Here is an 18,782-nt window from a genome sequence, read left to right as displayed (position 1 = left end):
CTTATTATATTTATATGAATCTTAACGAAGATAATAACTTAAAGTTAAAATTTAAGTTATACATAATTTAAACAAATGAAACAAAATAGACAAGCGTGCGGTTTGTTATTTTTTTTGATTTGTTTAAATAGAAAAAGTAGTGCAAATTGTTACAAAATAAAAATTTTAATAGGCAAAAACGAGGGAAATATGATATAATACGAATATTGTAACAAAAAGTTTAAAATATATTCGTGTGGAGGTTTTTTAATGAGAAATTTATACAGCACACCTTTAAATTCAAGATATGCATCTAAAGAAATGAGTTTCATTTTTTCAGATGATATGAAATTTACAACTTGGAGAAAATTATGGGTAGCTCTTGCAGAAGGTGAGAAAGAATTAGGATTAAATATAACAGATGAACAAATAAAAGAACTTAAAGAACATATAACCGATATAAATTATGAAGAAGCAGCAAAACGAGAAAAAGAAGTTAGACATGATGTAATGAGCCATGTATATGCATATGGTCTTCAATGCCCATCTGCTAAAGGTATTATTCATCTAGGTGCTACATCTTGTTATGTTGGAGATAATACAGATGTTATAATAATGAGAGATGCTTTAATTTTAGTGAAAAATAAAATAGTTACTGTTTTAAATCATTTGAAAAATTTTGCTATTGAGTATAAAGATATGCCAACACTAGGCTTTACACATTTTCAACCAGCTCAATTAACTACAGTAGGTAAAAGAGCTACATTATGGATGCAAGACTTAGTAATGGATATTGAAAATATAGATTTCGTAATATCAAAATTAAAACTTCTAGGTGTTAAAGGTACTACTGGCACTCAAGCTAGTTTTATGGAACTTTTTGATGGAGATGAAAGCAAAGTTAAAACGTTAGATAAAATAGTAGCAGAAAAAATGGGATTTGATAAAAGCTTTGGAGTTACAGGTCAAACTTATCCAAGAAAGCTTGATTCAATAGTTTTAAATACTTTATCAGAAATTGCTCAAAGTGCTTACAAATTCAGTAATGATTTAAGATTACTTCAAAATATGAAGGAAATGGAAGAACCATTTGAAAAAAATCAAATTGGATCATCAGCTATGGCATATAAGAGAAATCCTATGAGAAGTGAAAGAATAAGTGCATTGGCAAGATATGTAATAGTAGATGCATTAAATCCAGCAATTACTGCAGGAACTCAATGGTTTGAAAGAACTTTAGATGATTCAGCTAATAAGAGATTATCTGTTGCTGAAGGGTTTTTAGCATTAGATGGAGTATTAAATCTGTACATAAATATTTCTGAAAACATGGTAGTATATGAGAAAGTAATAGCAGCGCATGTATTAAATGAATTACCATTTATGGCTACTGAAAATATAATGATGGAAGCTGTAAAAAGAGGTAAAGATAGACAAGAGTTACATGAAAGTATTAGAGTTCACTCAATGGCAGCAGCTCAAAGAGTAAAGGGTGAAGGCCTAGATAATGATTTAATAGATAGAATCATAAATGATGAATCATTTGGCCTTACTAAGGAAGAAATCTTAGGTGTTATTGATCCTACTAAGTTTGTTGGTAGATCACCAAGCCAAGTTACAGAATTCATTGACGAATATGTAAATCCAATTATCAATGATAATAAGGATGCATTAAAAATTAAGAGTGAAATAACTGTTTAACTTAAATATTATAATAAGATTTTAGATATTTATATGAAGATACCTTGGCTAAAATAAGACTAAGGTATCTTTTTATTTTAGTTAAATGTTAATGCTCTAATTTTAGGATATCTATGTGGATAAATCTGGCTAAGTGGATAATTTAGCTTATCATAACTATGACAGCAATAAAGACAATCATTATTTTGAAGTTTGTAAGTAATAAAGCCATTATGAAAAAATCTACCTATAGCAGGAGTATAAAATTGAATTAAGCAACCTTTATCTAACGATTTATCATCAGGAAGATTAGTGCCTAATTTATGTGTTGTTAGGTATGCGTAAAACTCTTGGACTCTAATCCAAACATGAGTATAAGGTTTCCAAGTTGGAGTTTGTTTAAAGCCACCAGCATGAAGAATTTGAGACATAAAGTTGGTACAATCTCCACCAATGCCTGCAAAAGATTTGTAGTTAGGATTATAATTTAATGCGAATCTTTCAGCATAATTACAAGCTTCTTCTATATTAAAATTAGAAACTTTTCTTTCGGCATGATTGCTATTAGAAAAGAAATTAGAAGTCATAAAGGTTTCATATAATGAATCAATTAAAGAAATGTTATTTTCTTCTGAAATTCTGCTTTTATAAAAAATAGAATTATCTATATTTGATAAATCTGTTTCTAATACATAGTAATACAAAGCGGGCTTTTCTTCTTTTTCTAGTAAGAATTGTATTTGATATTTACCCTGTAAATGTTCTAAAATAACAATATATTCATGAAGGCAAGCAGAGGGGATATTGTTTGGATAATTCTGTATAATGAAAGAGGCTTTAAAATTAAGCTTTAGTTTGATAAATTTGAAGTTTTGATCTATTATATTATAGTTGTAGTCAAACTGAAAATTTTTAAATATAGAATTCAGTTTTTTACTCCATTCAAAATCAAATAATTTCTTTAAATATATTTCTTGCAGTAAAGAGTTATCTAAATCATAAATATTATTAGAACTTGAATTAAGATTATCGTAAGGAGTTGAAAGCAAAGCACATAGATTATATAAACTTTTTGATAACATATATATTTCCTATTAAAAATTATTATATTAATATCTTTATGAAGAAAATTATAAATATATATCAAAATAAGTATATAGTATATAATTTTAATTTCAATGTGGATAAAATATAAATGTGATGAAAAACAAATAAAATCATAAAAATTAATAAGTAGATATATTTGTAAATAATGTGCTATAATATATCGTGATTGAATTCATAAAACAATATATGATATTTTTTATATTTAAATATGAATAATTTAGATATAGAAATATAAATTTGATGAATATACTTGTAAATAGTACTTGTTATAGGATAAAATCAAATTTATTAAAGACTTTTATAAAGGAGCTATAAAAAGAATGCAAGAATTATCTAACGTAATAGCTAACAAATATGAGGAAATAATTGATAAGATAAAAAGTTTTTCAAGTGAATATCTTAGTGATGAATACAAGAATATTTGTATTGGAGCTGCAGAAACATTATTTTTAAACAATGAAGAACAATTAAAAAAGGGAAAAAGTCTTTCATGGGCAGCCGGAATAGTGCATGCTATAGGAACTATAAATAATTTATTTGATTCGAAAGAAGAGCCATATATTAAGGCTACTGATTTATATAAGGCATTTGGTGTTAGTGGTAGTACAGGCTCAACTAAATCAAAAGAAGTACAAAAATTATTAGATTTATCAAAAGAAAATAAACAATGGATACTTGATAATGATAAAAACATAAAAAATTCAATAAACAATAGATTAGAAGAGAAACAAGAAGTTACAGTCACATTGGATGATATATCAAAATCAAGTGAAAAGATTGAAAAACAACAAGAAGAACCTTTTAAATTTGCTGTTCATAAGAATTTTGTAGCAGCAGAAAGAATCTTAGATTATGCATGGAAGCAAAAGAATTATAACAATAAAGCAAAGTATGCAAAAGAGGCACTAAAAATATATGAAGATTGTGCAGATGCATATATTATTTTATCAAAGAATTCTAGTTTAAATAATCTTGAGAAGAAAGCTCTTTTAGAAAAAGCAGTTAAGGCAGCACAAAATCTATTAAGAATAGATAATTTAGAAACTGCAGAGCCGCAAATATTTGAACTAAAAATAGCTGAACCTCTTTTTGGTGCTAAATACAGTTTAGCTGTTCATTTGTGGGAAAATGGAGAAAAAGAAGCAGCAATAGAAAATGCTCTTGAAATTTTAAAATATAATGAGCAAGATAACTTAATGATTAGAAGTTTACTCGCAAATTGGCTATTAACTGAACAAAGATATCCAGAGTTAAAAGATTTATTAGAAAAATATGAAAAAGATAATTCAGCAGCTATAAATTATAGTAGAGTTGCATTTTTATATAAAACTAATGAAATTAAGGCAGCAGAAAATGCATTAAGACGAGCATATAAGAGAAACTCATTTGTAATACCATATATAGTAAAGCAAAAAACAATTCCAAGTTCTGTGCCACATTTGATTAAATTTGGAAGTGAAGAAGAAGCTATAAGATATGCTAGTTTGGGATTAGAGGTCTGGAATGACCCTAAGATGATTCAATGGGTTAAGGAAAAGAAAAAAGATTTTGATATGATAACTTTTAACTAATACTTTACATAAATATAATCATGTGATACCATACAATAGTAAATTGAATAAAGTGTCTTCGGGGTTGGGTGAGATTCCCTACTGGCGGTATAGCCCGCGAGCTTTAAAAAGCAGATCCGGTATAATTCCGGAGCCTACAGTTATAGTCTGGATGTTAGAAGATGATAATTAATATAAATTATATTTAAAATTAAAATTTTAAGTATTCTTATTAGTTTGTATTTGTGCCCTGAATTTTTTTGAAAAATTCAGGGCTTTTTGATTTTAGTAAGATAATATATTGAAACATATATTATTATATATATAAAGCACTCATAACTTTATGTATTTTTAAAAAAGAATCAAAAGTCATGCAAATTACTTTGAAATTTTAATTGTAAATAAAATTAATAATTGCCATTTATAATAAAAACTCTGAAGATTTTAAATCTTTAGAGTTTTTTGAATTTAGAAATTTATAATGGGCAAAATGTATAGAAAGGGAGATGATAATTCTTGGATGAAAAATATATGGAAAAAGCCCTGGAATTAGCTGCGATGGGAATTGGGAAAGTAAATCCTAATCCATTAGTAGGTGCTGTTATAGTAAAAAATGGTCAAATAATAGGAGAAGGATACCATGAATGTTATGGTGAAGCTCATGCGGAAAGAAATGCTGTGAAAAATGCAGTGGAACCAGTAGAAGGTAGTACTATTTATGTTACATTGGAACCTTGTGCCCATTATGGAAAAACACCTCCATGTGTAGATTTAATAATTGAAAAGAAATTCAAAAGAGTTGTAATAGGAATGTTAGACCCAAATGAACTAGTTTCCGGAAAAAGTATTGAAAAATTAAAAGAACATGGAATTGAAGTTGAGGTTGGGGTTAAAGAAGAAGAATGCAAAAAGTTAAATGAGATATTTATAAAATATATTACATCAAAAATTCCATTTGTAGTTTTAAAAAGTGCTATATCATTAGATGGAAAAATAGCAACCTATAGTGGAGAATCTAAATGGATTACTTCTAAAGAATCTAGAGAAGATGCACAAAATTTAAGGAATAGATTGAGTTCAATTATGGTAGGTGTTAACACAGTTATTGCTGATGATCCATTTCTTACATGCAGAGTTAATAATGAAAAGAGATTAATAAGAATTGTTTTAGATACTAATCTTAGGATTCCACTAGATTCAAAATTAGTTAAAAATAATGATAAACTCACTATTGTTGCAACTACATTAAGCTCAAGTGAAGAGAAGAAACAATCTTTAAGAGACTTAGGAGTTAAGGTTATAGAAGTTTCAAAAAAGAATGATAGAGTAAATTTAAAAGAACTTGTAAAAAGCCTAGGGCAAGAAGGTGTAGATTCTATACTTATTGAAGGTGGAGGAACATTAAATTTTTCTGCACTGGAAGAAGATATAGTAGATAAAGCAATTTTTTATATAGCTCCTAAAATATTAGGTGGAGAAAATAGTAAAAGCTGTATAGCTGGAATGGGTTTTTCTAAATTAGATGATGCAGTTAATTTAAAGAATTTGAGTTATAGAAAAATTGGTGAAGATTTAGTAGTTGAAGGATATATAAGGCATAGTTAATAAAGTAATTATAACTTAAAAAGCAACTTTAACAAAAAGTGCATCAAAGTATAAAAAAATAAGGAGGCAAAATGTTTACTGGAATTATTGAAGAAGTTGGAACCCTTAAAGAACTTAGTATAGGAAATGGTTTTGGAGTTATGGAAATCAAATGTAGCAGAGTTTTGGAAGACGCTAAAATAGGAGACAGTATAGCTACAAATGGAGTTTGTCTAACGATTAGAGAGAAAAGTTCAGATTCATTTAAAGCAGAGGTAATGGGAGAAACTTTAGCAAAAAGTAACTTAGGTAGTTTAAAAGTTGGTGATAAGTTAAACCTTGAAAGAGCATTAAGACTTAGTGATAGACTTGGTGGACATATTGTTAGCGGACATATAGATGGAGTTGGCACCATAGTTTCAATAAAAGAAGAAAGAGATGGAACTTGGTTTACAATTTCTGCACCTAAAGAGGTTTTAAAGTACATCATATATAAGGGCTCTATTGGAATAGATGGAATAAGCTTAACAGTTGCTACAGTTTCCGAGGAAGTATTTAAGGTTTCAGTTATACCGCATACTCTTGAAAATACGATTCTTATAGATAAACAAATTAATTCTAAAGTAAACTTAGAATGTGATTTAGTAGGTAAGTATTTAGAAAAATTTATTAATATAAAAAATGAAGAGCAAGAAATTAAAGAAACTAGTAATATTACAATGGATTTTTTAATGAAGAATGGATTTTAGATTAAGGTATATAGGAAAAGAAAATAACAAATTTAGCAGTACAATTTGTTAACTGAGAGTTCTAAGGAATGTTTATGATATTGAATTGAATTAGTATTATGTAAAAATAAATTATTAATGTAGGGAGATAGGATTATGAATTTTTGTAGTGTAGAAGAAGCAATAAAAGATATTAAAGAAGGAAAAATGGTAATAATTGTAGATGATGAGGGGAGAGAAAATGAAGGAGATTTAGTAATTCCAGCAGAACTAGCAACTGGCGAAAATATTAATTTTATGATTAAGTATGCAAGAGGACTTGTATGTGCACCAATAGAAGAGGAAATTGCAATAAGACTCGGATTAAATCCAATGGTTGAAAAAAATACAGATAATCATGAAACTGCATTTACTGTAGCTGTTGATCATATAGATACAACAACAGGTATATCAGCATTTGAAAGAGCTTATACAATAAATAAGCTTGTAACTTCAACAGATAAACTTGATTTTAGAAGACCAGGACATGTATTTCCTTTAATAGCTAAAAAAAATGGTGTATTAGAAAGAGTTGGTCATACTGAAGCTTCAGTGGATTTAGCAAAACTTGCAGGTTTTAAAGGTGCAGCTGCTATATGTGAAATAGTTAAAGATGATGGGCACATGGCAAGAAGAGAGGATTTAATTGAATTTTCTGAAGTACATGATTTGAAAATTTTATCTGTAGAGATGTTAATAGAATATAGAAAAAAATATGATTTAAGTGTATCTAAGGAAGCAGAAGCTAAATTACCAACAAAATTTGGAGATTTTAAGGTTTGTGGATTTAAAGAAAAAGACAGTGAAAAGTGTCATTTGGCATTAATAAAAGGAGATATTACAACCTGTGAACCAGTACTAGTAAGAGTTCATTCTGAATGTTTAACTGGAGATGCTTTAGGTTCTAGAAAATGTGATTGCGGTGAGCAATATGCAAAAGCTATGGAAATGATAGAAAAAGAAGATCGTGGAGTACTTTTATATATGAGGCAAGAAGGTCGTGGAATAGGTCTCTTAAATAAATTAAAAGCATATGCACTTCAAGATACGGGATTAGATACAGTTGATGCAAATTTAGCTTTAGGATTTAAAGATGATATGAGAGATTATAAAGTAAGTGCAGATATGCTTAAAATTTTGGGAATAAATAGAATTAATTTAATTACAAATAATCCAGCAAAAATACAAGGTCTTGAAAAATATAATATTGAAGTAGCTGAAAGAGTTTCAATACAAATGCCTTTAAACAAAAATGATGAATTTTACTTAAAAACTAAAAAAGAAAGAATGAATCATTTATTAAATATATAAAACTAACATATACAATTTAATTTTGGCCTGTTAATACAAATTTAGAAGTGATAAGTTTAATCATTAATAAATTAGTAATTATATAATAAAATTTATACAAAAAATAATTAAAATAATGGAGGAAAAAGTAATGAATATATTTGAAGGAAATTTGATATCAGAAGGATTAAAGTTTGGAATAGTAATAGGAAGATTTAATGAATTTATTGGTGGTAAGCTTTTAGATGGTGCATTAGATGGATTAAAAAGACATGGAGTAAAAGAAGAAGATATTGATATTGCATGGGTGCCAGGTGCATTTGAAATTCCATTGATAGCTAAAAAAATGGCTAAGAGTTCTAAATATGATGGAGTAATATGTTTGGGTGCAGTAATAAAAGGATCTACGCTGCATTATGATTTAGTTTGTTCAGAAGTTTCAAAGGGAATTGCAAATGTTTCTCTTGAAAGTGAAAAGCCAGTAATATTTGGTGTACTTACAACAAATACTATAGAGCAAGCAATAGAAAGAGCAGGAACTAAGGCAGGAAATAAAGGATATGAATGTGCAGTTTCAGCTATTGAAATGGCTAACTTACTTAATACAATAAAATAAAGTAAATATTTAGAGTTATATAAAGATAATTATTTATATGAATTTTGGAAATGTGATTATACATTAAGTTTGTATAATCACATTTTTTATAATATCAGTTGTTAACATACAATATTATGCTACTACCATTTTCTGAGTTTTCAAAATGAATTGTACCACCATGTACTGCAATAATTTGCTTTACAATAAAAAGTCCAAGACCATGTGAAGTACCAGTAGGCATTTCATTAGAAGAGTTTAGATTTTCTAAAACATCATCTTTAAAGCCTGTTCCATTATCTTTAATTTCAATTATGCAGTATTCTTTTTTCTTTTTCATTTCAATGGAAATATCACAACCATTTTCATTATGTTTCATGCTATTTCCTATAATATTATTAAGAGCACGTTCAAATAATCGCATATCACCATTTATCATATAACTTTGAACCTCATCAGAAACTGAAAGTTGTAGAGTGTATTTATCATCACGTAAATTATTTAAATGATCTACGACTATCTTTCGAACAAGTTCTGCAATATAAAAAGGCTGAATGTTTAAAGGCTGCATTTCATATTCAAGCTTTACTGTTAAATTTAAATCATTGACTAGCTGCTTTATTTTTTCGCTTTGCAATCTTATAATGCTAAATTGTTTTCTTTCTTCTTCAGAAAAATTTTTATTATTTTCTAAGGAACTAGAATAGCCCATAATCATAGAAAGTGGAGTACGGATATCATGGGATACTGAGGTAATCCAATTGTTTCTTGCGGTATCTCTTTTTTCTATTAATTTTTGCTGTCTTAATAATTCTGTAGATGTGATATTTATGTTGTTTGCTAAATCTTTAAAAGCCCCTTTAATATTAAGCAAAATCGGCTTTTTTTCAGCCATATCTTCTACTCCTTTTATAATTATACGAAGAGAAAGAAAAAAACGAATTCCAAATAAAAATGCTAATAATATAGCAATTAAAAAATTTATTATTAATCCAGCTAATAACCACTTAGGAGCATTGTACATAGATATTTCAGAAGCTTCAAAATTATATTTCCAAGTGCTATTTTTACTATCACCGAGAACAAATAATCCATTTTCATGTTGCCATTCCTTAACTGGATAATCATTTAGAAACCATTTAGAAAAAGATGCAATATCTGAAGAAGTGTAACTTAAAGGAACATCTTCTGGTAAGTTTTTACTCCATATAACTTTCCCATCATCACTTAAAAGCATTGCCCATTGAAATTTATCTGTTATTAAAGAAGAAGCTTCATCAGATAATATATAGTTTGTACCTTCTCTTTTTAAATCTTGGCTAATATTAGATATACTATATTTAGGGGTTTGATCTTTACTGGAATATGCTGCCCATGAAATTAAAATAATCAAATTAGTTATTAATAGTAATACAGCAATTCCTCCAGCTGAGAGAACATTACGTAAAATTATTTTCATTATTCCCTTCATTTTATGCCTCCAATACAAGCTTATATCCAAGGCCTCTTACTGTTAAAAGGTACTTTGGATGAGATGGTTCTGGTTCTATTTTTTCTCTGAGTCTTCTTATATGTACCATTAGTGTATTTTCATATCCAAATAAATTATCATCCCAGGCAGCTCTGCATAAGGCATCAATAGTAACAATATTTCCTTTGTTAGCATAGAGCTTGTCTAACAAAGCATACTCTTTAGCTGTTAAGGTTAATTCTTCTTCTTGTTTTTTTATAGTCCCACTATTCATATCTATAAGCATATTGCCTAAATAAAAAGTAGGTTTTTCCTTAGGTTTCATACCTGAGGGGAAATATGTTCTTCTAAGTATAATGTTAAGCCTAAGGATTAATTCTCTAGGAAGAAATGGTTTGGTCATATAATCATCTGCACCAAGTCCAAGTCCTAAAAGTCTATTTTCATCTTCATCTCTAGCAGATAAAAAAAGTATAGGAACTGTCGAAATTTCACGAAGCTTTTGCATAAGAGAAAAACCATCTCCATCAGGAAGCATTACATCTAAAATAACAACATGAGGAGTTACCTCTTTAAATTTTTCTATAGCCATACGACAATTAGATGCTGTAAATACTTCATGAAAGCCTTCATTTAACATAATAGTTTTAACCATTTCCAATAGGGAAGGTTCATCGTCTATAATTAGAATTTTTGAATTTTTAATATTATCCATTTTAAAGCACCTTTCTATGTAATTAATTTTAGTTATCTATAACTGTAAATAATTATACACTAGCATTTAGCTATAAAAAATTACTTTTTACAATATTAAGGTAAATGTAAGGTAGAGTTCATTAAGCTGTAAGGTAAGTATTTTATATTTATAAGTGAAGTGAGACAGACATATTTTAGAAAATACTTCAGCAGGTTAAGTTATTTTATTTAATATATTTTAAGAAGAATGAAAGGGGTTATTAGATTTGGAACATATAATTACAACTAATAATTTAAGCAAAAAGTATGGAAATGTTTATAGGGTAAAAGATGTTGATTTAAAGATATCAACCAACACTATTTATGGATTTTTAGGTCCCAATGGAGCTGGAAAGTCTACAACATTAAAAATGATTTTAGGGTTGGCTAAACCAACAGAAGGGGAAATAAAGGTATTTGGAAAATTATCAAATGATAAAAATAGATTAGAGATTTTGAAAAATGTAGGAAGCCTTATTGAATCTCCAAGTTATTATGGACATCTAACAGGAATAGAAAATTTGAAAATTGTTCAAACCTTGCGTAATGCGCCAAAAAAAAATATAGATAAGGTATTAGAGATTGTTAGATTAGACAATCAAAAAAATAAAAAGGTAAATCAATATTCCTTAGGGATGAAACAAAGATTGGGACTTGCAGCTGCATTACTTGATTTTCCTAAGCTCCTTATTTTAGATGAACCTACCAATGGACTTGATCCAGCGGGAATACAAGAAATGAGAGAGTTAATATGTTCTCTTCCTAAAAAATATGGTATGACAGTTGTGGTTTCAAGTCATCTATTAAGTGAAATTGATCAAATGGCTAATACTGTAGGAATTATAAATCATGGAGAATTGATTTTTCAAGATAATCTTGAAACTCTTCATGAAAGAAGTCAACATAAGATTGCAATTAAAACTTTGGATAATGCAAAGGCAAGGAGTGTTTTAAATAGCCAAGGTATTATTTGTGATGCTGAAAGTGAATATTTATTATTACCACAAACTTCTAATGACTTAATTATAAAATGCAATGAATTATTTTATGAAAATAAAATTATGATGCTTCGCATAGAAGAACGTCAAAAGAGCTTAGAAGATATTTTCTTAGAGTTAACTGGAAAGGCAGTGAGCTTATGATGAAAGCACTTTCTATGGAATTTTATAAAATACGTCATCGTAAAATAGGCCTTATGGTATTAGCTATAATTGCAGTACAGTTTATTACAGTTGCCTATTCAATAAAAAGAATGAAACCTTATGAATTACCACAAGGCTGGATGTACTCAATATTATTGTTTGCACAAATTAACTGCTTTTTTATGCCAATAGCGGTAGCTGTTATAGGGTCGCGCTTAAGTGATATAGAGCATAAAGGAAATACTCTTAAATTGTTAAAAGCTATTATGCCAAGCAGTCAATTATTTGCGGCAAAATTTGTATGCGGTACAGTATATATTGTTATTACAGTTATTTTACAAATTGGATTTATGATTTTTGCAGGACATTTAAAAGGTTTTACACAAGAGTTTCCAAGTGGTTATTTTGCTTATTATTTATTATTTACACTTATAGTTAACTTAACTTTATTATTATTACAGCTAATCATTTCATTATTATTTATAAATCAAATGATTTCATTTGTTGTAGCAATTACTGGAACACTTTTGGGAATATTTTCAATGTACATTGGTAGTATATCTAAATTTGTATTATGGGGTTATTACTGTGAATTATCACCAGTAAGAATGAATTGGGATAAAGATACACGAATAATTGATTTATATTGGATTAATATTCCTTTTGGTGAACTTTCAGCATTAGTTGTAATATTTATTTTAATATATATGATCGGGAAAAAACTTTTTGTAGGAAAGGAGATTTAGATATGTTTTTAAATGCATTAAAAGCTGAACAAATAAAACTTCACAAATGCCATATAGGGATAGCGTTTTTTATAATACCATGCATTTCAGCTATTTTAGGAACTGTCAATTACGTAAGCAATATAGATATATTAGACAATGAATGGTATAGTCTTTGGACACAGCATACTTTGTTTTTTTGCTACTTTTGCTTTCCAGCTTTGATAGGAATGTATTGCTCTTATATTTGTAGATTAGAACATATGAATAATAATTGGAATAGCGTTTTAACTGCACCTGTCAGTTTTAGCAGCATATATTTTTCAAAGTTTATCACAATTATGAAAATGTTATTTTTAACACAAGTTTTTGTAGGAATATTATTTTATATTTCAGGGAAAATAGTAGGATTGACAAGTCCAGTTCCAAGCGGTATGTTTTTGTGGCTTTTCTTTGGATTTTGCGCAAGCATTTCTATTGCCTCAGTTCAGCTTGCACTTTCACTGATAATACGAAGTTTTGCAGTGCCAATAGGTATTTCATTACTTGGAGGAATTATGGGAATCGCAGTTAGGGCGAAAGGCCTTGGACTTTACTATCCTTATTCCTTATTTCCAATTGGAATGTGTTCAAACAATCCAGAAAGCAACTTGGAATGCAGTGTAATTTCATTTATGATTTCATGTATTTTATTTGTAATAATATTTAGTGGAGTTAGTATTTTAAAAATGAAGAAAAGATAAAAGAAAATCTATTACAAAATTTATTGAGAATAAGTATAATAGTTATTATAGGAAAATTAAACAGAAAGAAGGTGAACTCTGGTGTTGGTTGGGCTTATTATTTATTTTCATGTGCCTAAGTGTATATAATATCCAACACTGAGATAAAACTATGAAAGAAAAGACAAGTACTATAATAAATGAAATGATAAGATATTATGCAAAAGATCCAAGAAGAGTAAATCACTTTTTAAAGGTATTTTCTTTTGCTAAATCAATAGGTGAGCTAGAAAAACTAAATGAAGAGACTCAAGATGTTTTAGAAGTAGCAGCTATAATGCATGATATAGGAATAAAAATTAGTGAAGAAAAATATAATTCATCAACAGGAAATTATCAAGAGATTGAAGGACCACCAGTTGCAAGAGAAATGCTTTTAAAATTTGAGTTTGATGAAAAATTTATAGAAAGAGTATGTCATTTAATTGGGCATCATCATACATATAGTGAAATTGATGGAATTGATTATCAAATATTAATAGAAGCAGATTTCTTAGTTAATATTTATGAAGATGAAATTAAAATTCCTCAAATAGAAAGTATTAATAATAAATATTTTAAAACAAAAGCAGGAACTGAATTTTTAACCAATTTGTATTTATAAGAAAAATTAATTATATCCTCTCCAATACTTAATATGAGTGCTGGTGAGGATTTTTTAATTTTAGTGAAAGGACTGTAGAAATAAATAAAAAAATTAGTGAAAAGAATGAGGGGATTAAAGGAAAAATAAAGAGGAATTTGTAAAAATTGTAGTATAATGAACGGAGGATATTTGTGAAGAAATAGAGGGGCTACAATTTTTATCTTCTGAAGAAAAGTAAGAAAGTAGTATTGTAGAGATGCTCATAATGTCTAAAATGGGAAGTCAGTGATTTGGATTTTTTAGAAAATAGATACACGAAGGTATCAAGATGTTGCGAGGCTGTTATATAAAATAAATACATATAGTTTTACAGTTTATAATTATACCAATTAGGCTAATAATACGAAATTAAGACATTAGACGTATTATAAAATATCCTAGTAAAGCTTATTCATGCCTTACTAGGATATTTTACTGCTGCCTTTAAAAAAATATTAAAGGTGCTAAAATTTTTACGATTACCATAGAAAAGTACTATCACACTTTTTGTATTATTATAATTAACATATCTTTAGTTTATAGTAATTAAATTAGTTGATTATTTATTTTAACAGATCTAATATTTCGTCTTCTGTAATTGAAGAATCGCAACGAACCTCTATTTCTCTATTTTTACTAACAATAAATCCTGGTACAGTTACAATATTATATTTTTCCCTAAATGAGTTAATTGAATTATCTGAAAAATTATCACTATCCACATAGTAAATAGTTATGTTAATTTTATTAGTCAAGCCACTTAATTTTTTAGCAAATTTACGGCAGAATGGGCATGTTGCACGACCAATATAAGCAACAGCTAAGTCTTCATTAGATAATAATTCGTCTGCTTGTGTAGAAATTACTTTTTCAAATAACCTTACATCTTCTTCATAGCTATCTTTTTCAAACATTTGTATCCTCCTTGTTTTTTATAATATTATATCAAAGCTAAATTATTAAATCAATTTAGTTAGCTTTTCTAGTAGTAATTTTGTGAAATTATAGAAAATATTATAACTATCCATAATATGATGGTGATCATATCATATAGAGAATGTGTTTAAATTATCTGGAACTAGAAAAGAAGGCATAGAAAAAGAAAATTATATGAGAAGTGATAAGTATGGTATTTTGAAAATATGTTGAATTAAAAGATAAATTGTAATTTTATACAAGGGGGGAACAATAGGTGAGTCTCGAATTTAAAAAAAAAGCGACTTTTATAGAGGAATATTGTACCGATTATTGGTGGATGGATATTCCTTTGATAATAGATGGCAAAAATGTTTTGAACCCAATTGGATAGAATTTGATAACTTTTTCTTTGATAATTTGGAAATTGCAGATAAATATGGTTTTATTACAACTTTGGATGGTGAGCCCATTGGACATAACTGCATTGTAACCAGATACAAGGGTAATGGTTATGGGGAAATATAACTTGAGGAAGCTGTTCGTAAAATCTTTCAGTATGATGGTGTTAAAAAAATTGTTGTAAGCACAAATGGCAAATTAATTTCAGCACAACATAATTATGAAAGTATAGGCTTTAAACTTCGCCAAAGAAGGGAAAATAAAGATGATACAGCTTTTTCGGGTGAGCACATTGATTATGAAATTATTTTATGAATAAGCTTAATTATAAAAAGATAAGGAATGTAGAAACTCCAATTTGTAGTGTTTTCATTGATTATGAAATTTTAATAGTAAATTAGAATCACACTATTTAGTTAAATAATGCGATATTGGAAAGTATGGTATAATTAACTCATAATAAACAGATAAGTTAGAATTTGGAGGATAATTATGAAAAAATGGTATGATGAAGAGTATGAATGGGAAATTGAGGTAACAGGGTTTCTTCGAAGTGACCACACAGAGCGGTATTGCCGAAACGGCGAGGAGGTTGGAGATAAGTATACCTGCACCTATGGCTGTCCTGTAAATAACGATGGACAGGGTATTTGCTCCAAAGTAATGATGATTATGTTCCCAATCATGGAGGCTGTCAGAAGTGGTGGAGATTTAAAGAATATTGGTGGTGATGGCAAATACAGCAAGGATGTTGTATGTCCAGATGGCTGTGTTATGTTTAGGATGACGGCAAATAAACTTGAAAATGAGAATTTTTATAAGGGGAAGTTTTTCGATTAGATTAAATTTTTATTGTGTTCAGTTTGAAGATAGACCAAAATGTATAAATTTCAGTTTGGTAATCTGACAAACAGGAGTTGAAATTTGAATTTGGTTCGATTGTGAGGTGGTAGAATGGAAAATTTACCTTTGAATACTGATTTCGATACAGTAGTCGAAGAGTTAATAAAAGAAATTCCAGAGGTAAAACCTTTTTATGATATGGTATTAAAGCAGTGGCATGGAGAAGAACCAGGACCACATATTATTTTTGAAGATGTTTTAAATCCATATTTGGTTAATTTGCTAAAGATTAACGAAGATAGAGAATTAATAATCCGAATTTTTAATTTTTTAGAAAAAATGGCTACTAATGACGAGTTTTTAGTTCAAAATTCATTATTAGAATTTACGGTATTAGAAAGACTGTCAAAAGATGACACAATATTAGCAAAATCCAAGGAATATATGGGTAAAGAAACAAAGAGTGTATGCGATGAAGCTGTATTTTTCAATTACAATACAGCATACAAAGAATTAATAAAAGAAATTCCAGAAATAAAACCTTTTTGTGACAAGAAGTTAGAACAGAATTATGGTGAAGAAACAGAAAAATATAGCATTTTTAAAGATGTTTTAAATCCATATTTGATTAATTTGCTTGAGATTAACGAAAATAAGGAATTAATAAGCAGAATTTTTAATTTTTTAGAAAGAATGGCTACGAGTCACGATTATATACTTAAAAACGTATTAGAATTAACGGTATTAGATGAATTAGCAAAGGATAAAACAATACTAACAAAATCCCCAAAATATATGGGGGAATATACAAAGGAAATGAATGATAAATCTCAATTTATAAATAACAATACAGTGGAAATAAAATTATTAAAAGAAATTCCAGAAATAAAACCCTTTTATTATAAGAAGTTAGAAATGTATCATAGTGAAGAACCACAACGACATATTATTTTTGAAGATGTTTTAAATCCATATTTAGTTAATTTGATTAAGATTGACGAAGATAGAGAATTAATAAGCAGAATTTTTAATTTTTTAGAAAAAATAGCTACTTCTTATTATAATGAAGTTCAAGATGTATTAAGATATTTGGGATATGATATGACAATACTGTCAAAATCTCAAAAGTATATGGGGAAAGAAACAAAGAAAATAACCCATGATATAGAAAAAGTTTTAGGAAAGCTAATGGTGCAAAGGGAAAATGTAATGGAACTTTTAATTAATCTATGTCCATCATTTGAGGGCAAATGGAAAGAACATTTAGAAGATAATTTTGATAGAGACTGTGAGACAATTCTGTATAGAGACTTGTACGTATTTGCAAGGCATCTAACAGAATTGACAATAAATAATAGTTTTGGAGATTTTAATGATATTTTCGATGAAATAGAGCGTTTGATTCAGGAAGGAGATTCTTTTGTTAGCGATGCAATTGTTGTAGGTTTGCTTGAAGATTTTCAAAATGGTTTATTAAGTAATGGATACGAGTTAAAAATAATGGAGAAATATCTAAAGCCAGATACAAAGAAATATTGGATAGCTTTGATAAAATATTGGAATCCTTAGGTTAGTTTGTAGAAATTTTTGACTTATAAGAGCTTTGCATATTAATCAAAACATATAACGCATTGTAAAATCGCATTATTCAAGAGATTGAATCTGCGGTTTTTTTACTGCGTAATTCTATGTATATGTGCATCTATAGCTTATAAAATTGAATAGTATGGTATTTACAAGATATGTTATAATTTATAAAAAGATAAATTGTACAATATTAAGAAATTTAGAATATAAATTATTTATATTTTCTAGTCAGGAGTGTGAAAATTTGCTGAAAGAACGTATTTATTTATCCGTTGAAAAAATAGGAATGAAAGACTTGAAAATCCTATTTTTTATAACAGTCCTGTAGGAATAAGATTTGAAATAAGTGAGTCTTGGGGTGAAGTATATTGTAATGACGAGTTAAATCCTAAATATCTACAAGAAACTCATAAAAAGGTTTTAACTATATATCAGAGTTTGCCCTGTAAATTTGATACTCTTCTTTGGACAATGTATCCGAATGAGTATAATGAGTATGGTAGAGATTTTCTTCAGAATTTTATGGAAATAACAGAATTACCTTTACCTCAGGAGAAATATTCCGATATGGTTTATTTAGATGAGGATAGTGATGAGCAAATAGAAAAGATATCTTATTATTGGGATTTGAGAACAAATGTTATAAATATAAATAAACTTTTAGAAGAGATAAGTAAAGCTGATCTAGGTGGATTTTCAGCACTTGTATCAGCCATATTTCTATTTGATACGAATTTGAATGTATTATTCCATTATTATGATGATAGAGGATTAGATATTGTCTCTGAAAAGAGAGAAACAATTTATCCACTTTATAAGAATTATAATGAATGGATACTAGATTATGATAGAGAACATATAAATAAAGTATTTAGAAATAATTAATAACTTATTTAAAAATATCACTAATTCAAAAGAAATTTGAATTAGTGATATTTTTTTATTCGTAATAGTATAGTTAAGAAACAAATTACAATTTGTAGGGTAAGTTATAAGTGTTATT

General features: G+C 28.0%; 17 protein-coding genes, 1 pseudogene and 1 riboswitch. Of the genes and pseudogenes, 14 read left to right on the top strand and 4 right to left on the bottom strand.

Features of this window, described 5'->3' with window-relative positions:
• Window positions 1-249 precede the first annotated feature (249 nt).
• Window positions 250-1,680 carry an adenylosuccinate lyase gene (purB, locus tag psyc5s11_RS20380; RefSeq protein WP_224034310.1) on the top strand — a complete coding sequence of 477 codons (1,431 nt, stop codon included), beginning with the start codon at window positions 250-252 and terminating at the stop codon, window positions 1,678-1,680.
• A 77-nt stretch (window positions 1,681-1,757) separates the two neighbouring features.
• On the opposite strand, the gene psyc5s11_RS20375 is transcribed toward purB, so the two are convergent.
• Complete coding sequence (locus psyc5s11_RS20375; RefSeq protein ID WP_224034309.1) at window positions 1,758-2,741, bottom strand: amidase domain-containing protein; 984 nt, start codon at window positions 2,739-2,741, stop codon at window positions 1,758-1,760.
• 345 nt (window positions 2,742-3,086) lie between these two features.
• Between psyc5s11_RS20375 and psyc5s11_RS20370 the strand changes: the two genes are divergently transcribed.
• From psyc5s11_RS20370 to ribH, 5 genes are all read left to right on the top strand, one after another.
• Window positions 3,087-4,337 (top strand): DUF6398 domain-containing protein, encoded by a 1,251-nt coding sequence (locus psyc5s11_RS20370; protein WP_224034308.1) that lies wholly within the window; start codon window positions 3,087-3,089, stop codon window positions 4,335-4,337.
• A gap of 50 nt (window positions 4,338-4,387) precedes the next feature.
• Window positions 4,388-4,504, top strand: a riboswitch (FMN riboswitch).
• A 328-nt stretch (window positions 4,505-4,832) separates the two neighbouring features.
• Entirely contained in the window at window positions 4,833-5,921 is a 1,089-nt protein-coding gene (gene ribD / locus psyc5s11_RS20365) for a bifunctional diaminohydroxyphosphoribosylaminopyrimidine deaminase/5-amino-6-(5-phosphoribosylamino)uracil reductase RibD (protein WP_224034307.1), read from the top strand.
• A 71-nt stretch (window positions 5,922-5,992) separates the two neighbouring features.
• The gene (locus tag psyc5s11_RS20360) at window positions 5,993-6,649 is read left to right on the top strand and encodes a riboflavin synthase (RefSeq protein ID WP_224034306.1); all 657 of its coding nucleotides are present in this window, start codon (window positions 5,993-5,995) and stop codon (window positions 6,647-6,649) included.
• Window positions 6,650-6,784: 135 nt separating this feature from the next.
• Window positions 6,785-7,978 (top strand): bifunctional 3,4-dihydroxy-2-butanone-4-phosphate synthase/GTP cyclohydrolase II, encoded by a 1,194-nt coding sequence (locus psyc5s11_RS20355; RefSeq protein ID WP_224034305.1) that lies wholly within the window; start codon window positions 6,785-6,787, stop codon window positions 7,976-7,978.
• A gap of 130 nt (window positions 7,979-8,108) precedes the next feature.
• On the top strand, window positions 8,109-8,573 hold the full coding sequence (ribH, locus tag psyc5s11_RS20350; protein WP_224034304.1) for a 6,7-dimethyl-8-ribityllumazine synthase: 465 nt from the start codon (window positions 8,109-8,111) through the stop codon (window positions 8,571-8,573).
• Between the two features lie 94 nt (window positions 8,574-8,667).
• Here the strand turns inward: ribH and psyc5s11_RS20345 are convergent, their stop codons facing one another.
• A complete protein-coding gene (locus psyc5s11_RS20345; protein ID WP_224034303.1) occupies window positions 8,668-10,023 on the bottom strand; it encodes a sensor histidine kinase in 1,356 nt (451 codons plus the stop codon).
• 1 nt (window position 10,024) lies between these two features.
• On the bottom strand, window positions 10,025-10,738 hold the full coding sequence (locus psyc5s11_RS20340) for a response regulator transcription factor (protein ID WP_224034302.1): 714 nt from the start codon (window positions 10,736-10,738) through the stop codon (window positions 10,025-10,027).
• Between the two features lie 247 nt (window positions 10,739-10,985).
• Here psyc5s11_RS20340 and psyc5s11_RS20335 point away from each other — a divergent pair, with 247 nt between their 5' ends.
• The 4 genes from psyc5s11_RS20335 to psyc5s11_RS20320 all read left to right on the top strand — a co-directional run bounded on the left by psyc5s11_RS20335 (window position 10,986) and on the right by psyc5s11_RS20320 (window position 14,011).
• Window positions 10,986-11,900, top strand: coding sequence for an ABC transporter ATP-binding protein (locus tag psyc5s11_RS20335; protein WP_224034301.1), 915 nt, complete (start codon window positions 10,986-10,988; stop codon window positions 11,898-11,900).
• Window positions 11,897-12,646: an ABC transporter permease gene (locus psyc5s11_RS20330; RefSeq protein WP_224034300.1), complete on the top strand. Its 750-nt coding sequence runs from the start codon at window positions 11,897-11,899 to the stop codon at window positions 12,644-12,646. The genes psyc5s11_RS20335 and psyc5s11_RS20330 overlap by 4 nt, the downstream gene beginning before the upstream one ends.
• A 2-nt stretch (window positions 12,647-12,648) precedes the next feature.
• Window positions 12,649-13,368, top strand: coding sequence for an ABC transporter permease (locus psyc5s11_RS20325; RefSeq protein ID WP_224034299.1), 720 nt, complete (start codon window positions 12,649-12,651; stop codon window positions 13,366-13,368).
• A gap of 151 nt (window positions 13,369-13,519) precedes the next feature.
• On the top strand, window positions 13,520-14,011 hold the full coding sequence (locus psyc5s11_RS20320) for an HD domain-containing protein (RefSeq protein ID WP_224034298.1): 492 nt from the start codon (window positions 13,520-13,522) through the stop codon (window positions 14,009-14,011).
• A 584-nt stretch (window positions 14,012-14,595) separates the two neighbouring features.
• On the opposite strand, the gene traF is transcribed toward psyc5s11_RS20320, so the two are convergent.
• The gene (traF, locus tag psyc5s11_RS20315; protein ID WP_224034297.1) at window positions 14,596-14,946 is read right to left on the bottom strand and encodes a conjugal transfer protein TraF; all 351 of its coding nucleotides are present in this window, start codon (window positions 14,944-14,946) and stop codon (window positions 14,596-14,598) included.
• Between the two features lie 337 nt (window positions 14,947-15,283).
• Between traF and psyc5s11_RS20310 the strand changes: the two genes are divergently transcribed.
• From psyc5s11_RS20310 to psyc5s11_RS28320, 4 genes and pseudogenes are all read left to right on the top strand, one after another.
• Window positions 15,284-15,475, top strand: coding sequence for a hypothetical protein (locus psyc5s11_RS20310; protein WP_224034296.1), 192 nt, complete (start codon window positions 15,284-15,286; stop codon window positions 15,473-15,475).
• Between the two features lie 366 nt (window positions 15,476-15,841).
• Window positions 15,842-16,189 carry a TIGR04076 family protein gene (locus psyc5s11_RS20305; RefSeq protein WP_224034295.1) on the top strand — a complete coding sequence of 116 codons (348 nt, stop codon included), beginning with the start codon at window positions 15,842-15,844 and terminating at the stop codon, window positions 16,187-16,189.
• Between the two features lie 114 nt (window positions 16,190-16,303).
• Window positions 16,304-17,761, top strand: coding sequence for a DUF7674 family protein (locus psyc5s11_RS20300; protein WP_224034294.1), 1,458 nt, complete (start codon window positions 16,304-16,306; stop codon window positions 17,759-17,761).
• A 318-nt stretch (window positions 17,762-18,079) separates the two neighbouring features.
• Window positions 18,080-18,664, top strand: a pseudogene (locus psyc5s11_RS28320) (DUF3885 domain-containing protein); the annotation flags it as partial.
• Between the last annotated feature and the right edge of the window lie 118 nt (window positions 18,665-18,782).

The sequence above is a fragment of the Clostridium gelidum genome, from assembly GCF_019977655.1.
In the GTDB taxonomy this organism is placed as follows: Bacteria; Bacillota; Clostridia; order Clostridiales; family Clostridiaceae; genus Clostridium; species Clostridium gelidum.
This window is presented reverse-complemented; position numbering and strand designations above follow the sequence as displayed.